At 55.5% G+C, this 17,711-nt stretch carries 12 protein-coding genes and 1 tRNA gene; 2 read left to right on the top strand and 11 right to left on the bottom strand.

Features of this window, described 5'->3' with window-relative positions; genetic code table 11:
* Positions 1-359 precede the first annotated feature (359 nt).
* Complete coding sequence (locus JSS75_02530; protein MBS1902559.1) at positions 360-3,185, bottom strand: tail fiber domain-containing protein; 2,826 nt, start codon at positions 3,183-3,185, stop codon at positions 360-362.
* Positions 3,186-3,525: 340 nt separating this feature from the next.
* Positions 3,526-3,599: transfer RNA gene (locus JSS75_02535), tRNA-Met, on the bottom strand.
* Positions 3,600-3,677: 78 nt separating this feature from the next.
* Between JSS75_02535 and JSS75_02540 the strand changes: the two genes are divergently transcribed.
* The gene (locus tag JSS75_02540; GenBank protein MBS1902560.1) at positions 3,678-4,340 is read left to right on the top strand and encodes a hypothetical protein; all 663 of its coding nucleotides are present in this window, start codon (positions 3,678-3,680) and stop codon (positions 4,338-4,340) included.
* Here the strand turns inward: JSS75_02540 and JSS75_02545 are convergent.
* From JSS75_02545 to JSS75_02560, 4 genes are read right to left on the bottom strand one after another with little or no spacing between them, the layout of a single operon-like run.
* Entirely contained in the window at positions 4,328-5,968 is a 1,641-nt protein-coding gene (locus tag JSS75_02545; protein ID MBS1902561.1) for a hypothetical protein, read from the bottom strand. The genes JSS75_02540 and JSS75_02545 overlap by 13 nt on opposite strands.
* Entirely contained in the window at positions 5,965-6,840 is an 876-nt protein-coding gene (locus JSS75_02550; GenBank protein MBS1902562.1) for a hypothetical protein, read from the bottom strand. Before JSS75_02550 ends, JSS75_02545 begins: the two co-directional genes overlap by 4 nt.
* Positions 6,828-8,795 (bottom strand): hypothetical protein, encoded by a 1,968-nt coding sequence (locus JSS75_02555; protein MBS1902563.1) that lies wholly within the window; start codon positions 8,793-8,795, stop codon positions 6,828-6,830. The genes JSS75_02550 and JSS75_02555 overlap by 13 nt, the downstream gene beginning before the upstream one ends.
* Positions 8,796-8,811: 16 nt before the next feature.
* Complete coding sequence (locus JSS75_02560) at positions 8,812-10,917, bottom strand: sodium:solute symporter family protein (GenBank protein MBS1902564.1); 2,106 nt, start codon at positions 10,915-10,917, stop codon at positions 8,812-8,814.
* 80 nt (positions 10,918-10,997) lie between these two features.
* On the opposite strand from JSS75_02560, the gene JSS75_02565 reads away from it, so the two are divergent.
* On the top strand, positions 10,998-12,368 hold the full coding sequence (locus JSS75_02565) for a DUF455 family protein (protein MBS1902565.1): 1,371 nt from the start codon (positions 10,998-11,000) through the stop codon (positions 12,366-12,368).
* 2 nt (positions 12,369-12,370) lie between these two features.
* Here the strand turns inward: JSS75_02565 and JSS75_02570 are convergent, their stop codons facing one another.
* The 5 genes from JSS75_02570 to JSS75_02590 form a co-directional block, all read right to left on the bottom strand.
* Positions 12,371-12,907, bottom strand: coding sequence for a hypothetical protein (locus tag JSS75_02570; protein MBS1902566.1), 537 nt, complete (start codon positions 12,905-12,907; stop codon positions 12,371-12,373).
* 133 nt (positions 12,908-13,040) lie between these two features.
* Complete coding sequence (locus tag JSS75_02575) at positions 13,041-14,012, bottom strand: N(4)-(beta-N-acetylglucosaminyl)-L-asparaginase (GenBank protein ID MBS1902567.1); 972 nt, start codon at positions 14,010-14,012, stop codon at positions 13,041-13,043.
* A 75-nt stretch (positions 14,013-14,087) separates the two neighbouring features.
* Complete coding sequence (locus tag JSS75_02580; protein MBS1902568.1) at positions 14,088-15,929, bottom strand: cbb3-type cytochrome c oxidase subunit I; 1,842 nt, start codon at positions 15,927-15,929, stop codon at positions 14,088-14,090.
* A gap of 23 nt (positions 15,930-15,952) precedes the next feature.
* Positions 15,953-16,798, bottom strand: coding sequence for a cytochrome c oxidase subunit II (gene coxB / locus JSS75_02585; GenBank protein MBS1902569.1), 846 nt, complete (start codon positions 16,796-16,798; stop codon positions 15,953-15,955).
* 91 nt (positions 16,799-16,889) lie between these two features.
* A complete protein-coding gene (locus tag JSS75_02590; protein ID MBS1902570.1) occupies positions 16,890-17,708 on the bottom strand; it encodes a TonB-dependent receptor in 819 nt (272 codons plus the stop codon).
* Between the last annotated feature and the right edge of the window lie 3 nt (positions 17,709-17,711).

The following is a 17,711-nucleotide window of genomic DNA, read 5'->3' on the forward strand; positions in this document are numbered from 1 at the left end:
CTGACCGAGGTTCGGAATGAACTCAAGACCGGAATTTGAAAGGGAAACCTGGGAAGTAGAATTGGACAACTTGGATACGAGCCGATATCGCGATTGAGCGTATGCTTCGCTTCCCGGCAATAGACCCAGTGCACACATTAAGGCACAATACGCAAAAGATGGAATGAGCGATTTCCGCATATTGCCGTTATTTCATTGTCCCCAGCTACTAATATACAGTGCGTTTCTTAACATTGTTCTTATTACATCAAAATTAATGTTATTTCTACCACGTCGGTCTGAAATGCTACACATACGCCGGTATCCTTCTTAATGAGGACACCGGCGTACGAATAGCGTCAGTTACTTGGATAGTCAATTTATTTCACCACAGTCATTTTTTTCGACTGAGACTGGATACCATCCGCAATGATCGTATAGAAGTACTGCCCAGCGGCCAGTTTATCCGCACTGACAGTCACAGTACCGTTTTCAGCAACCGCAAGCGGCACACGCATAACTTCCGCTCCATTTGCCGCCAACACAAGCAATTCGGCATTCGAAATGCTCTGCGGTAAGTGGTAACTGATTGTCGTTGCGTTACTGAACGGGTTCGGATTATTCTGATAGAATACTACCTGATCTCCCGCCGAAGTTGTACTATTCGACTTATTGGCGGTTGCATTTGCTGAGAGTGCAAATACCGCTGCCTCAAGTTTGGAAAGGCGCGCACTGAGATCAGCAATTTGAGCGTCCTTGGCAGCGATCTCACTTTGCTGTGCTTTTATCGCTTCACTCAGGTACGGGATCACCATCTGATAGTCAACCGCGCGATAACCATCCTTTTTGATCGCGACAGCTTCCGGAATTACTTGCTCCAATTCTTGAGCAATATATCCGATCTGGTGGCGTGTCGTAAACTGGTATCCAGGGACCTCGCCGACCTTGAAATCGTACTGCACACCGCGCAGTCTAAGCACCTGCGCAAGCGGATCCGTAAGGTCGGTAATATTCTTCTTGAATTGTCTGTCCGATACAGTCCATGAGCCGGATGTATTCCAACACGTGCCTGTTACGTTCAAGTCACCCGAAACATCCAACGTGTAACCGGGACTTGTTGTACCGATTCCAACTTTCCCATTCGGATCGATGACCATTTTGGAAGATGGTGCATTATCTGAAGACCCCGATGAACCGGGGGTTGGCGTTTGGAATATGATGGTGCCTGCACCAGCAGCGTTTCCGGTCGAAATACCAGCAGACAAATACAGATTCCCACCATTTAGGTTTGACGAGGATTTTGCTCCCCCAGCTTGGATGGTAAGATCTTTACCAGTAGAGGACGAATTGCGTTCCAGCCACATGGTTCGATTGCTATTGCCGTCTAAGGATACGTCTTTTGTAGGTGACGTTGTGCCAAGACCAAGCGCCCCGGCCCCGCTCAGGTACATTTTCGTCGCGGGCGTGCGGTCAGTCGTTCCACTGCTGCCTGCTGTAGCAACGTTGAATGCAATATTCGATGAACCGGTACCGGTAGAAGTCCCGGCGCTGAGCGTCAGATCGCCGCCGGCAAGATTCGTACCACCGGATACTGCTGCACCCGACGTGATCGTCAGCGGGGTACCGTTCGCCGAAGCTGTCGTCGTACGTTCTACGCCGATCGTTTGCGCAGCAGGGGTTGTACCGGAATTGAAATTCAACGATACCGTGCTCGTCGGTGATGCGACATTAACTCCGATACGGTTATTGGCATTATCTTCATATAAGATACTGCTGGTAAGACTGCTCGCGCCATTCCAGACTGCAAGCCGTGGCGAGGCACCCGTGCCGGTCACGCCGCCACCGCCGCCTGCCGTGCAAAGAATGACATCGCCCGCCGTATTGACCGACAACATTACAGGGTTCACCAGCGGAGTAGTGAGTGGAACTGCACCGGCGAACTGGGAGAGTCGGAGTCCGCTCGTCGCGCTCGCACCGGCACCCGAGTTGATCTCGACCTGATTTCCTGGCGCATTCGATCCAAAGCCCGCAAAGCCTTGCACCATCAATCCGTTGAGCGGCGCGGCGGTGCCGGCGTATGCTGTGCCGATCGCTACGTTAGCGCGCGAAGCCGGGATAGCGGTACCCGGAATCGTCGCGTATCCAACGTCGAGCGCATTCGCGTGTGCAACATTATAGCCGATCGAGAAGCGGCCCGAGTTCTCCATCGAGAACAGTTGATAATACACACCGCCGTTCGTTGCGCCAACGGTAAGTTGGTCGACACCATTTCCGAGATTCGGAGCCGGTCCCGGCAGTCCTTCCGGATTATCACCGACGCTCACCCGCAGTTCGGATACGTCGTTGGCGTTGTTCGACCGATTCATGAAGATCGGATCCGTATTCTCACCATTTGTCGGTGCGCCTCCAAGCAGACCGAATGTTCCGGCGACACCGGAGAAATTCAGCGTGTTTCCTTGCCCTCCTACGAAGCCGGGGGGAGTAGGCACACCGGCAGGTGGAAAGATATTTCCGATGCGTCCGCTTCCCGAGACCTGCAGTACCTCCGCGCCGAGCAGGAAACCGCCCGTCGGACCGACGACGATCTGCGAACCGCCATTCTCATACATAATGCTGTTCTCGATGTTCGTCGGGGTTGTCCACTTCGGGATGTATGTGGGTGTACCGAAGAGCGTCGTGTTGACATTTCCACCGCCAACTGACGACCAGTTCAACCCAGCAGAGCCATTTGTAGTCAGCACTTGGCCTGCTGTTCCGTCATTTGCAGGCAATGAGTACGTGATGTTGGACCCTGCAACGGACTTGAACCCGGTTGAAAATGTCCCGGCCGCGTTCCACAGAGTCAGTGTCGATGCGACGCCTCCGTTCGGCAAGAACGAGCCGTTGCCGGTGACGCTCAGGTTTCCGTTCGTCAACGTTAGGTTACCATTATTGACGATCGAGTTGCCTCCGAACCAGGTCGTTCCGAAGACTTCGAACATGTGCGTCGGCACGTACGAACTCGGAGTCGTCGCACCGATGCTCACAAATCCTCCGCTTGGGAATTGTAAGTTAACGATGTTACAGCTACCTCCGGAGCTGATCAACCATTGTGCCTCGCTTTTTTGCGAAAGCATTGTATTAATCGACATGGACAGAAGCACGAACATCGCTGTCCGCACGAATCGAGACCGAAGCCTCCTGTTATGACCACGTTGTGTTTTCATATTGGATGTTGTTACTGTTGATGTATCCGTTGAATGATGAGTATCTACCGCTATTCGCTGAGCATTCGACGACCGGCAACAGTACAATGTGGACCCTGTTGTAGGCGAATGAGCAATGTCAGTGAATAGGCAATAGCGCACGAATCTACGAAAACGGTTGCAGAAGTGACTACCTATATAGTACTCATATTATGCAGAAAAAACATAAATATCTTGACTTGCTATTTGCTCAATACATTTTTTCACAGGTTGGTAGATTCGCGAGTGGAGGTACCTTTCAAACCTAAACGTACAGTACTATAGGACCTACGGTGAGATATACTCACAAAAAGAGAAGTTGTAGCGGGGGAGGGACTTGAACCCACGACCTACGGATTATGATTCCGACGCTCTAACCAACTGAGCTACCCCGCCACCATTGTATCAACAAAACCCTTGCGGGTGTTGTTGAGAGCGCCTTAAACGAATTCCCCGATAAGTCAAGTTCCGACGATGGCAGCGGCTCAAAACACACTTCCCTACCTCGAACGCACACCGCGCAGCGGCGATGCGCAGTCGGCGCCCGTCCTGGTGTTGCTGCACGGGCGCGCGGCTCGGGCCGAGACGATCTTTTCGGTCGAGGGACTGCTCGATCCGCGCTTTCATATCATCTCCATCGGCGCACCGTACGAGAGCCCGCGCGGGGAGTTCGAGTGGTTCTTGCCCTACGATTACGATCACCCGCTCGAGTCGTTCTCCGAAGCGCACTTCCGCGAAAGCGAAGAGCGACTGACTGCGCAGATCCGTTCGATGCTTGGCGAGCGCGGCGTCACGAACGACCGCCTCGTGATCGGCGGCTTCTCGCAAGGTGCAGCGATGAGTCATATCCTCGCGATGCGCGGTATCCTCAAACCACGAGGCATCCTCGCCATGAGCGGCTTCTTCCCAAGGCCGTTGGAGAGTTGGACCGTACCTGATGCAATGCCCGACTACTTCATCTCGCATGGCACGAACGACCAAGTATTGCCGGTGAGCGAATCGAGATATGCGTATGATTTCTGCACAGCCCACGGCCTTGCGGCGGAGTTCTTCGAATACTCCGGCCGGCACAAGATGACGATACCGCTACTTGAAAAAGTGAGTGCATGGGTGAACGAGCACGTTCACTTATCGTAGGTCTTGCCTTGCACGAAATCGAGGACGCGTTCGCTCTCGCCGCTTTTCATCGTTACAATTCCCGAACCGTAGGCGGAGCGGAGTGAGGGCGAGTTGATCAGCCATTTGCGATCGTCCGTGTCATACTCCCCTTTACCAGAGAACATCCGCGCGTCGATCCCGCCGTCGTTCGGACTATCACTCACATAGATCCAGAAGCCGCCCTTCCCTTTCGGCAAATCCATTCGCAACCGATATCCGCCCGGCGCATCGGTGATCGTGTAATCGCTCGAGGTATTGATCGTGACAAGTACTGAATCGTATCGCACGATGAGTTCGTGCCAGACGGTCGAGTCGGCGCTGACGATCACTCCCCAAGCAGGGATGAAGAGATCGGCGTGCTTGACGGGATAGTCCTTCGGAACATCGTAGGTGAGTCGAAGCTGATTCTTTCGCTGCCAGATCTTCTCATACGGCGACGCACCCACCCACTTATCTTCGCTCGTATACCCGTTCTTCACTCCTTCGATCTTCTCCATGCCGAATGACGCGGGCTCCGGGAAGAACGTACCGAGTTCTTTGGTGGAATGATACGGATGCAGACCGACAATAGCATTGAACCGCTCCTTCGAGCGAAGTGTCAGCGACCAACTTCGCTGTTGAATGGGTTGAACAATACCGCTCTCGATCGAGCCGAGCGCATAGTGTCGATTCACATAAGTGTACTTGCGAACGGACTTTACGGCGGGCGTCTCGAAGCGAATGCGTCGACGTGAGCGCACGATCTCGCGGCACTCGAAGCCTCCGTCGTCATGCGCGATCTCGCGGATCACTCTCGGGACTCGGTAGTTGCATGCGGCGGCGAATGCGAAATCGGGCAGCAAATGCTTTATGGAGTCCTCGAAGAAGAACTCGCCATACGAAAGCACCTCGGCGTTCGTCGAAACGAGCGCCGCTTCGTTCGACTCGCGCGAGTGCGCGCCAACATACGAGCCTTCCTGATACTTTACCGCGTAGTTCGCCAAAAGATACTCAAGCATCATCTCCGACTTACGCTTCACTTCCGCATCGCGAGCGTATTCCGAAAGCAGGATGAGCGGCGTGATGTAGTAATACAGGTATCGAGGAGAATCGAACTCACTCATGCCTTGCTTCACCGTCTCTTCGATCCAGTGCAGGAGCCATTGCCTCGCTTCAGCATGGATCTCCACGGATGAGCGGCCCATGAACCACTCACTTGCAGGCAACGAGTCCCACTCCTCGCTCATAAGCAAGAGCGATCCGTAGTACATCAGGAAATGATTTTCGGTGTCGCCGCGATACGGCGTGAAGAGCTTCCAACACTCTCTGATCTTTGCTTTGTAGGAAATCGGCAGCACGTCGCGGCAGGAGAAGTAGAGTCCGGCACAACCGTACATCCAGAACATATCGCCGTACTCGCGCGAGAGCAGCGTGTCGAGTTGCGCGTAGGCTCGCGGCCGGTTTTCGCCGAGGATGAGGTTCGCGGTGACAGCAGAGAACGTCGGATGATAGTCCTTTTGCGCGATGCGATCGAGCAGCTTGATATTGTGCCATGTCGGCTGTGCCTGAGCCGAGCGCACAGCGAGCACCGATAGGAGCGCGAGCATGATGAGTGTCCTCCGCTTCACTTCCGTACCTCCGCTGCGTGAATGGACCAGACCTGCAACGTCGGCAAGCCGAGAAGCACGAACTCGTCATCGTGCTTACCGGGGACGACCTTCCATACGCCTCCCGACAACGAGCCAACGAACAGATCGTTGCCGACAGCGGCCATCGCCTGCGCATTGCGTGGCGAGCGGCTAATAAGATGTGCCGCATACGTCGTATCGACGTGATACACACCACGTTCGCCGCCAACATACAACGTGCGGGGTACCGCAGCAATAGACCATAAGCCGCCACGCTTTGGCAACGGACGAACAATGAGTTTGCCCCCAATATAGACGCCACCTTCCGCGCTGAGTGTCGTAAGGCGACCATCGGCCAGCCGTACCGCATTCAACTCCGTGATGTTCCCGGTGCTCGAATCATAGAAGAGATGTTCTCGAAATTCGCGAGGCCCGAGTTCGCTCCAGTGCTCGCCGCTGTCGTTGCTTGTCCAGAGGCCGGTCGCGGTGGCAATCGTCAAATGTCCGGGACTCCGTTGATCGATGGCGACATCCATCACTTCGGCAATTCGCCAATCGGTAAGCATGCGCCAATGCTCCCCGGCATCCGTCGAACGCATACAGCCATTGCCACAAGCGAGGTAGAGCGTTTGGCCGAAACTCGAATCGACGACGGAGACGGAGTAACACTTCACGTGGCTCCAGCCGATGTGCTTCCACGTTGCGCCGCTGTCGTCGCTTGTCCAGAGTCCGGAGCCGATCGAGCTCCCGCCCATGAATGCAGACGGATCGTCATTTGCTAATGCGCATGCATACAGACGCGTGTGCGTCTGCGCATGCAATGCAGTGCACAAAAGAATCGCGAAAGTCACTGTAGCGATCAGGCGGCGCATTCGACGAAGGAATCGCGGAATCGTAGCCGCGCAGATACACCGCTCAGACGGGGGGTGCATATCAGCTCATCGTCTACAACGCGCGCACCAAGCACATCACGCATGACCAGAATGATCCACTCGGCCCATGACCACGGGAGTATCCCGACCGGAGGAAGCGGAGGCGTTGGGCGAACGCCATAGAACTCGAACCATGATCCGCCATCTCCTGCTTTCTTCGCGAGCCACTCAACGGTCTTTATGAACGCTGCTTCATCGCCGCATCGCAGCGCAGCCTGCGCATACATGATCGTCGCAAGCGACCACGGCCCGGGCGAATCGGGTTCGCCGCTGATGTCGTAGCGTCCGATTCCGCCGCCATCCCAGGCTTGCGACCACAACGTGCTGACGAGCTTGAACGTGTTCTGCGCGACTTCGCTCGACGCATCGACAATACCAAGAAGGACAGGAAAGAGCTGCGTTACATCAGGCTCAAGGAGGTGTACGCCTTCCGTGCCAAGTGGCAACTCGGACGGTACAAATTTCGCGAAGTAATCGGACGACTCTTTCTTGCGATCGACATTCAACGTGTGTTGAATACTTCCCGAAGCAGTTCGACGCTTGACGATCCGCCCCTCTGCAACGAAGCTGTGCGTCGGATGCGAAAGAAACGACTGCCTCATCTTCGCGGCAGCATCCGACCAACGCGTGGCATCCTCACCGTGACCATGCTGCCTCGCGATGCGTGCAATGCCATCAAAACCCTCGATACACATACTCTGGTGTGCAACATCATACCCGCGCTCGATGCCCATCGCCTCCATTCGCTCCCAGATATCTCGGGCGCTGATAAGCATGCCGGTGTCGTGGTCAAGAAACTCAGGGCGCAGCAGGTGGTCGGCGATGGCTTTGATACGAGGCCAGTGGTCAGTGACGAATGCAGTATCGTTCGTCCAATCGAGATAGGTGGCGACTGCTTCGAGCACAAAGCCGTTCGAATCAAGCTCCGAGTTCATCCCGCCACGGAAGCGGCTTGCCTCTGCAACCTGACCTTCGTCGTTCGAAAGATTGGTGAGGATATTGGTGAGCACTGCCTTCGCACGCTCGAACTGACCGCTGTATACCAGTGCCTGAGCGACGCGTGATGCATCGCGTCCCCACTCCATGCCGTATTGCCACACGGACGAATCGAAGCGGCCGCTCTCGGCAACCACTGCGCGGAGCCCTTGTGCGCTCGCGGTGAAATGCTTTGCGATAATCTCACGCTCTGTTGTTATAGTATGAACGGAAGATGTGCTTTGCCAATACTCGCGCTCTGCCTTCCAAAGTGTTTCGATCTCGACCGTAGTTACATTCCCGACGGCATAAACCACATGAGCTTCGACATCGCCACCGAACGCAAGCTCCGGCTCTATCATCATGAACCGCTCGTTGATGCTCGCCGGTTGCTTCGAAGCGATGTAAAGCAATGCATGTCCGGCCGCGTAGAGTACGTTCGGCCGCGAGCCGAACTGAGAGAAGATCACTGGATTCGCATAGAGCGCCGTTTCGATCTTCACATCCTTCCCCGCAGCACCACGCACGCAGATCCAGCGCACCATCACACTCGCACCGGCGGGACAATGGAAACTCTCGATGACCTCGTGCTCCCCCGCCTTCCAGGTCGCAAGGATGTTCGGGACACCGTCGTGCTCGCTGCGCGACACGCAGAGATCACTCCCGGTAGCGTGATACGTGACTCCGTCAATGGTGACTGAGATCATCGTCCGCTCGAGCCCATACTCGGGATGAAAGAGATAGCTGCCCCACTTGCGGGTAAAGTGTTCGGGCTGTTGGAGAATAACGCCAAGTGGTGTTGCACCCGGATCGCGCGACCACTGGATGCACGCCGAAAGCTTCCCTGAGCCCACGAAAAAGTGGTCGGTCTCGGGGAGCGTGGTCTGGCTATCCGGGTGGAGTCGTTGCTCGGCGTTCACTGTCCGCAAAATTACGTCACGAACCGATGTTCATGATCCAAATGTAGAGCACAATGATCAGCCCCACACCCGCGCAGGAAGCGACGAAGCCAACGATGTCTTCGCGCGTTGGTTTCCAGAACTCCCAGTTGGTGTGGGGGAAGAGTTTGTCCGCGTCGATGAGCGACGGATCGGCGATCCTGCGCTCCACCTCGCTCGCATCACGCGCGGCATCTGCGAGCGCCGGCGTATGAACGCGCGCGTAGAATTCCGTGAGCACTCGTTCGCTGTTCGGCTTTGTCAGCAGACTGACGATACAGAGGATCACGAACGGGAAGATGATATCGAAGGCGAACCCTGCTGTATCGAGACCGGCCTTCGAATAGTTCGTAAAGTCGAAGCCAACGAGCGAGAGGAGCCACAGCTCGGCTTTAAACGTACCGACGCCAATCTTCGTAGAGTTCGGATCGGCTGGGTTTTTCCGCTCGATCTTCTCGAAGAAGATCGCAGACGGTGCGATCTCGACCGTCTTCGAAATCTGTTCGCCCACTTGCTTCGCCGCGCCGTCTCGGACATCTTGTTCTTTCGCGCGAACTAGATGCGTCTCCTGCTTGCGGGTGGTCTCAGCCATCATTGCACTGTCGCCACGCACCGATGGGAGAAGCGGCATGACGTTCGGCAGTGCGACCGTCACCAATAGCGAAAGACACATTTGCGCTACCACTGCCTTCGTCGTGAGCCTGCGCCAGAAATACACGAGCCATATCGACGGGCCGATGACCGTACCGATGGCGAGCACATACTTGAAGACGACAAAAATGTCATCAACGACATACGCAAAGCCGATGCCGCCGATGAGCACGAGGAAAATGACAATGCGACCGACGAGCAACTGAGTCTTTTCTGTTGTCTGTGGTTTGAGCGGGAGCAGGATATTCTTCGTGAATGCGGCCGACCATTCAAGGCTCGACCCTGCTTTCGAAGCCATGTTCGCGGCCAGCACGCTTGCGATCATCAGACCAACGAAGCCGACACCGAGCAAGTCGTTCGTCATTGTGCCCCAGATGAAAGTTGCATCCGAAAGCTGCCCGCCGTAGATTGCGACGGCGATCATCCCGGTCAAGGCCCAGCCGATGATGAGAAAACGCTTCGCGAATGCGCCGCTGACCATCCCGATGCGTGCCGCAGAATCATCCTTCGCGCTGCCGCCGACGGTGAAGTTGCGCGGCGCGAGTCCGACAAGGTTCACCAGCACCATCGTCATGACGAAGTACCACGTGTAGTTACTCCCTGCCCCCGAGCCGAAGAGGTCGAATATCGCGTCCGGTACTTTGCGATGCAGCCCCTCGAAGCCGCCGAGCACGCTGAGTCCCACGGGGATGAGTGCGGTCGAAAGGAAAAAGATCATGATGCCCTGCAAGACATCGGTGAACGCAGCGGCGAACAGCCCACCCATGATCACGTATGCTGCTGTGATGCAACCGTAGATCAGATAGAACGTGACAAGGTTGAGATACGAGATGCTTGAGACGATCTCACCCTTCTTCGAGAGTTCGTGCAAGTATGCGAGTCGAACCTTCGATTTGCTATCGAGCTGCGCATTCGTCTCGCGCACCTCGAGTTGCTTCATCTCCGAGAACATCGCAACCTGTTGCTTCTCATGCTCGGTGTATTCCGATGCAGGCTTGATCATCACCGCCTGCATTGTCTTGCCCGTGATGAGATACCCAAGCGACGACCCATAGATTGCCGACAACAGTAAATAGATTGCGAAGAGCCCGGACAAGAATTTCGACTCGAAACGATGCTCGTAGATATCGCCTGGTGCTACATAGCGTGCACGGCGTTGCAGCACGGCGCTGAACCAATAGAACGGAGTGATGAAGAGCACGAGATTCTGAAACCACACACCGGAAAGACCCTGACGGTAGATCTCGCGTGTGACGCCGGCGGCTTGGTCGGCGCTGACCATGTTACCGAAATTCAGAAACGTCGTCAGCACCTTGCCGAAGCTGCGACCGCCTTGAAAAAAATCGCCGGTTGACTTGATCCGTCTGCGTGTAAGCCGCCCGATATACACCAGTGCTGCAACGTAGAGCAGAATGATCGACCAATCGAGGATGTGCAGGCCCCAGAGACGCAATCGCCGGCGAGTTTGATGAATATTGCTTGTAGTGGAATTCTACCCTGAAGTAGAAAGTTTCTGACTACAAGGACACAACCATGAACAACGACGAAGTCAACGACACGATGTGGACGGGCTCCAAGGACCTCTTGGGCAGCGGAAAACCGCTCGAACGCTACCGTTTTCCGAGCGACCCTCGCCAGATCGGCGGGGCATATACCGTCGAAGAGAACGCCCGTCTGTTGCAGCGCTATTTCTACTTCGAGCGCCTGCTCACGCGCGCGCTTGCCGGATGGTCCATGGGGACACCGGAGTTCGAGGTGAAGATCGAATACGGCCGTCACATGTACTATCATGTCGAGGCTGCCGATGCGATCCGTACCCGTGTCACCGAACTTCGTATCAGCCGCGAAGCAATCGATGAGTATCGTGACGACGAGATCGAGTCGTTCTTCACCGAACTATTGTATGCCGAATCGCCCGCTCACTTCCTGGCCGGGACGTACGGCGTGCTGCTGCCGCAGCTCATGACGGCATACCAGACGCATCTCGTATCGACCGATCAGGTTGCCGATGCACCGACCGTTCGCGTCCTCAAGCGTATTCTCGGTGATTATACGGAAATGTATCTCTGGGGTCAGGCGGCGCTGCAAGCATATATCGACGGAGGCTACGACGGCGCGAACATAGTCTTTTCGCAACTGCACGTCGAGCAGACGCTCGCGTCGATCGGCGGGATTACCGGTGTTGCCGATCGGGGCGACCGACCTTCGACACTGCGCAGCGAGGGCAAGGATCTATTCGAGCGATCGTTCGTCGCTACCCGCGATCCACGGTTCACGACGTTCGAACACACCTACGAATATCGCAAAGCCGACGAAGGCAAGTTGGAATATGAGTCCGAGTACGACGAGACCCAGCTCGACCTCATCCGTTCCCAACGCGACGAACTCGATGCCATCGAAACCTTCTGTAACGTGCTCTATGAGATTCACAATGTCCCCTTCGATTTCGATTACGACATCGCACGCATCGTTTACGACGAGGTTCGCCACACCGAGCTTGGGCACAAGGCCTTAGAGAAACTTGGTCACGATCCGTACGATCTGGCAAACCGATTGCTCGGCATCAAGGTCCGCACGAAACTCCCGCCGGAGTATTCTCTGGCTGAGATCAATCTCTTCGGCGAGGCCAATATCGTGCAGGAGGTTGCGCGTCAGTCCAAAGCCGGCTACAAACGCGGCGATATTTCAGGTATGCTCTTCGATTACGTCAACGCTGACGAACGCACCCACATTCAAAAAGGCACCCGTTGGCTGAAGCATCTTTTCAAAACGGACTCCATCACCGAGATCGAAGCAAAGACAAAAGAAGTAGCGGTGAATCGATTACTCGAACTCGGCATCATCGACCACGAAGTCGCCCTGACGATCACGCATAAGGAGTTGGCGAAGATTATCGGGGAGTGAGTTTACAGGTGTACGCGTGCCCCGATGGCACCATCGACGTCAAGATCGAAGATTTTCGTCATCGCCACCATCGGGCCAAGTTCGACAAAATATTCGATCCCTGAAGCGTTTGGGAGATAATCCAGACCGAAAATCGCGCGGCCACCGACACCAAAATGTTTGTCCTCGATATCTTTGAAGATCTCCGTCTTTGGTTCGTGACTGTAGAACATGTTCGACCCTTTCGCAAATGCCACTGCAAGCCCGGGTCCAAGATAGGACTTCACCGTCGTTGAACGAAATGTGTCGAAGTGCCAAAGATAATCCACTTGCAACCGCGGCGAACCGAAATAATCCGGTCCGAAATCCACGATGACCGAATGCATCGAGTTGAGGTGAAACTTCATGGAGATACCGAGCGGGTCGCCGATCATTACGCCATAGAGCGACTTCACACTTGCCGAACTATCCTGTGCCTCGGAGGCTTGGGCGGTGAATACTATGATAACGATTGCCAGAAACGATCCGAACACATATACAAACAATCTGCGTGTATTCATCCTCGAGAAATAGGTAATGGGCTGCGCAAGAATAAGCGTTGCAACACAACGTGAGATTACATCTATTTGAGGACACGCGAGAATGCCGTCTGTTTCAAGAACGACCGATTATCGGCAGGCCGTGTAGGTGTGTCTATCCCAATAGGCTCATCCCATCCACCAACTTCGCCTCGTCCGGCGTGGCGATGGCGTATTGAAATCCCTTCTGGATTGCGAAGGCACCAGCCTCGCCCGCCTTGTTGATGGCGAGAAATGCTACCTGAAATTCCTTGTAATCCGGCTGCTTTTTCGCGATGCGTTTGATCGCTTCTTCGCATGCGTCGGTCGGCGACGCGCCGCGGCGCATCATTTCGACGACAGTGTGCGAACCGACGATCTTCACCACTGCTTCACCCTTCCCCGTAGAGCAGGCTGCGCCGACATCGCTATCGACGAACAGCCCCGCCCCTACGATCGGCGAATCACCGACACGGCCGTGATACTTCCATGCGAGGCCACTAGTCGTGCATGCGCCGCACATGCGTTGTTGCGAATCGATCGCGAGGATACCGATGGTATCGTGATTCTTGACGTAATCGTGAGGCATGTAGTGATGCTCGGCCTTCCACTTCTCCCATGCTGCACGCGACGCATCTGTAAGGAGGTTTTCTTTTTTTAATCCTTCGGTAAGCGCGAATTGCAACGCTCCCGGACCGGCAAGGTTGACGTGCGGCGAATGCTCCATCACGCGACGAGCAACCGACACGGCGTGCACGATCTCTTCGAGATCGAAGACAGCCCCTGCATTGCCCTTCTCGTCCATCACACAAGCATCGAGGCTGACGATGCCATCGCGATCTGGTAATCCGCCCAGCCCGACGCTCTGATTCTTCGGGTCGGCTTCCGGCACCTTCGCACCCGCCTCGACCGCATCGAGTGCGTAGCCGCCGCTCGATAATATTTTCCATGCCTCAGCGTTTGCCGCCATTCCGAAATTCCAGGTGCTAACGACGATCGGGATATTCGTCGCTGTGGCGGATTCTACGGCTGCGGAAGAAGGAGCGGGCATGTTGGCGGCAGCAACGCCGACCCCAATGCCTTTGAGAAGGTCTCTGCGTGTGATCATGTTGCGAAGATACGCACCAAAGCAAAAGGGCGGCCTTTCGGGCCGCCCTTGCATACGATTCGTGCTAGACTCACGTTAGTGTGCCTTCGAGTCGGTCGGTCCCCAGCCTGGCGGCGGGACATTCTGCGGATAGAAGTCCTGACCCTCCGGACAATCCGGAGCGCTGTACTCGTAGGGACCGCGGAACACGTGCGGCATTTCGGCGAAGTTGCCGTGCGGGATCGGGTATGCAACCGTCCACTCGAGTGTGTTCGCATTCCACGGATTTACCGGAGCCTTCGGGCCACGGAAAATGCTGTAGAACAGATTGAAGAGGAAGATCAATACCGACAACCCGAGAATGAACGCACATACCGACATAAACGCATTCAGCGGCTGCAAGTGTGCAAGGTGTTCATACTGCGTGTAGTCGTAGATACGACGCATCATGCCATTGACGCCGAGAATGTGCATCGGGAAGAATACACCGTTAAACGAGAGGAACAGCAACCAGAAGTGGAGCTTGCCGATTTTCTCGTTCATCATACGACCGAACATCTTCGGGAACCAGTAGTAGATACCACCGAAGATCGCCATGATCGAACCGCCGAAGAGCACGTAGTGAATGTGCCCGACGATGAAGTACGTATCGTGGATGAAGATATCGACCGGCGACGATGCCATGAAGATACCCGAGAGTCCGCCGATTGCAAACATCGACACGAAGCCGATGGCAAACAAGAATGCGGTGGTGAACTTGAAATTACCGCCCCAGAGCGTGCCGAGCCAGTTGAATGTCTTGATCGCCGACGGAATGGCGATGGCCATCGTCGAGATCATGAACGTCGTCCCAAGCAGCGGATTCATGCCCGACTGGAACATGTGGTGACCCCACACGATGAAGCCGAGAAATGCGATACCGCAGATCGAGAGCACCATGGCCTTATATCCGAAGATCGGCTTTCGGGCAAAGACCGAGAGAATCTCGGACGTCAGACCCATCGCCGGCAAGATCATGATATACACTTCGGGGTGACCGAAGAACCAGAACAAGTGCTGCCACAGCAGTACCTGTCCGCCGCCAGTATGGCCGGTCAGCGGTGAACCTGCAACAAGAACACCGTGCGGAATAAAGAAGCTCGTTCCGAGCGTGCGATCGAAGAGCAACAGCACGAGTGCGGCTGCGAGCACTGGCACCGCTAGGAGCAACAGGATTGCGGTCACGAACATCGCCCATACCGGAAGCGGCATACGAAGCCACGACATACCCGGGGCGCGCATGTTCACGATTGTCGTGATGTAGTTGATCGCCCCCATCAGCGATGCAACACCGCTGAGCAGCAAGCTGATGAGCCACAAGTTCTGTCCCCACGTCACGCCGGAGAGTTCGGGAATTGCCGAAAGCGTCGGGTAGCTCGTCCAGCCGCCGCCGGCTGCACCGCCGGGGACGATGAACGCGCAAAGCATAATCGCACCGGAAAGTAGCGACACCCAGAACGAAGCCATGTTGAGCTTCGGGAATGCCATATCGCCGGCGCCGATCTGCAACGGGATCAGGAAGTTCGCGAAGGTGCCCATGAGAAACGGCATGACCGCGAAGAAGATCATGAACGTCGCATGCATCGTGAACGCCGCATTATAGAACTCCGGAAGGATGATCGTGCCCGCGATCATCTTGTCTCCGAAGATGGCGTGGAAGAACTTTGCCATCATCAGGTAAAACCACCCCTGATGGTCCGGCCAGCCAAGCTGCAAGCGAACGACCAGCGCCAGCAAGCCGCCGACGAGCAGGAAGAAGCAGCTCGAGAACAAGAACTGGATACCGATCACCTTATGATCGAGCGAGAAAATGTACTTTCGCCAGAAGCTGAGCTCGTGGTGATGTGCGTGCTCGCCGTGTGCGGTCTTTATCTCTTTTGGTAATACGATCGTAGACATTAGGAATCTCCCGTTACACTTAGTTATTTGGTCTCAGCCTTCTTAGCGGTGTCTGCAGCAGGTGCCACTGCGGCCGGTGCCGGCGGCGGCGGAGCCTGCGAGGCCATCCAACGCGAAAGCGAATCGTGGCTGACGATGTGCACGAAGCCCTTCATGCGATAGTGGCCGAGGCCGCAGAGTTCGGCGCAGGCGATATCGTACTCGCCCGTATGCGTCGGGTTGAACCACACGGCGGTCGGCATGCCCGGAACCGCATCTTGCTTGATACGGAATTCCGGGACGAAAAAGCTGTGGATCACATCCTGACCTTGCAGCTTGATCTGGACCGGTTCGTTCGCTGCGAGGTAGAGATTATTGATCGTATTGATATCGTCCGGCGTATCGAACTTGCCGTCCGGGCCCGGGTAGGTAATATCCCACTCGAACTGACGCGGCATGATACGGATGACCGGAGCATTCTTCGGGAAACGATCGGGGCTCTTGATCTCCGACCAGATCTTATTGCTAAATACGGCAAGGAAGACGAGAATCAAGGCCGGAATAGTCGTCCAGGTGATCTCGAGCTTGTTGTTGCCATGATAATAGACGGCCTTTCGTCCCGGCTTGTGGCGATACTTCCAGAGGAAATACACGAGACATCCTTCGACAAGCACGAAGACGATGAGCGTGATCCAGAGGATGAGGTTGAACATACCGTCGACATCCGGCGCATAGGTGCTGGCCGTGTCGGGCAGGATGTTCATCCACCACGAATACCAGTGATGGTTAGGATACCGGGGTTTGACGTCCTGTGCGAGGAGTACGGTGGGAACGGTGAGAAGCGCCGCGCCAAAAAGGCGACGGAGCCCCCGCGTGATACCTGAATTCATCAGCAATGAGATGGAATGAGATTACACGAAACACAAATGGGAAGCCGGCGCCAAGACACCGACACCGGCTTCCGAAACCCGGAAACGATGCTTACTGTGCCTTCAGCGAGAAGTCCACCGTCTTGCTGTCCTTTGCAGCGACCGTGACCTTCTGATCGACGCTCATACCCTTGCCGTCGAGCGTCTCGTGCCAGCAGGTAACCGTGAGATCGCCGGCCGGAACGCCCTTGATCTCGTACTTGCCGTCTTTACCCGTCACAGCGAAGAACGGGTGGTTCAGGACACCGGCGTAGCAATTCATCCAACCGTGCACGTCGCACTTGATCGGAACCATGACTTCCGGCTTGTCGAGCACTTTGTCCTTATCCGGCGAGCCGCCCGGCTGGCCTTCGTTGAACTGCTCGTTCTTCTCGCCATGTGCATGCACATTGTGCAAGGTCTTGTCGTCGTTCTTGATGATCAGGTGCTGACCGGCGACCATACCGAAAATGTGCGGCTGGTACTGACAGCCCTGCTGGTTGAGCACAACCGGAGCATTGTTCACTGCTGCGTACGAAGCGCCACCGAGGCCGTCCTTCACGTACACGAACGCATTTGCAACCACACCGCCGTCACCGACGATCCAGTGGTCTTCCATGACCGGAGCGGAGTGAGCAGCCTTACAGACCGGATCGGCATCCATTGCGATCGGCTTGTTGGCTGGAGCTGCACCATCGAGCTTCACGGTACCGGAGATGGTAGCACCATTTGCCATGTCGACCGTCTTCGCGGCTGCTGCAGCCGGGGCTTCGCCGCCCTTATCGCCTGCGTCGTCCTCATCGCCGCCCTTCTTACCGCCGCAGCTCATCAGGCCGACGACGACCAATAACGATAACAAATATGAAAGTTTCTTTACAATAGAAGTAGTCATCTC

Source organism: Bacteroidota bacterium (assembly GCA_018266755.1).
Lineage (GTDB): Bacteria > Bacteroidota > Ignavibacteria > Palsa-1295 > Palsa-1295 > JAFDZW01.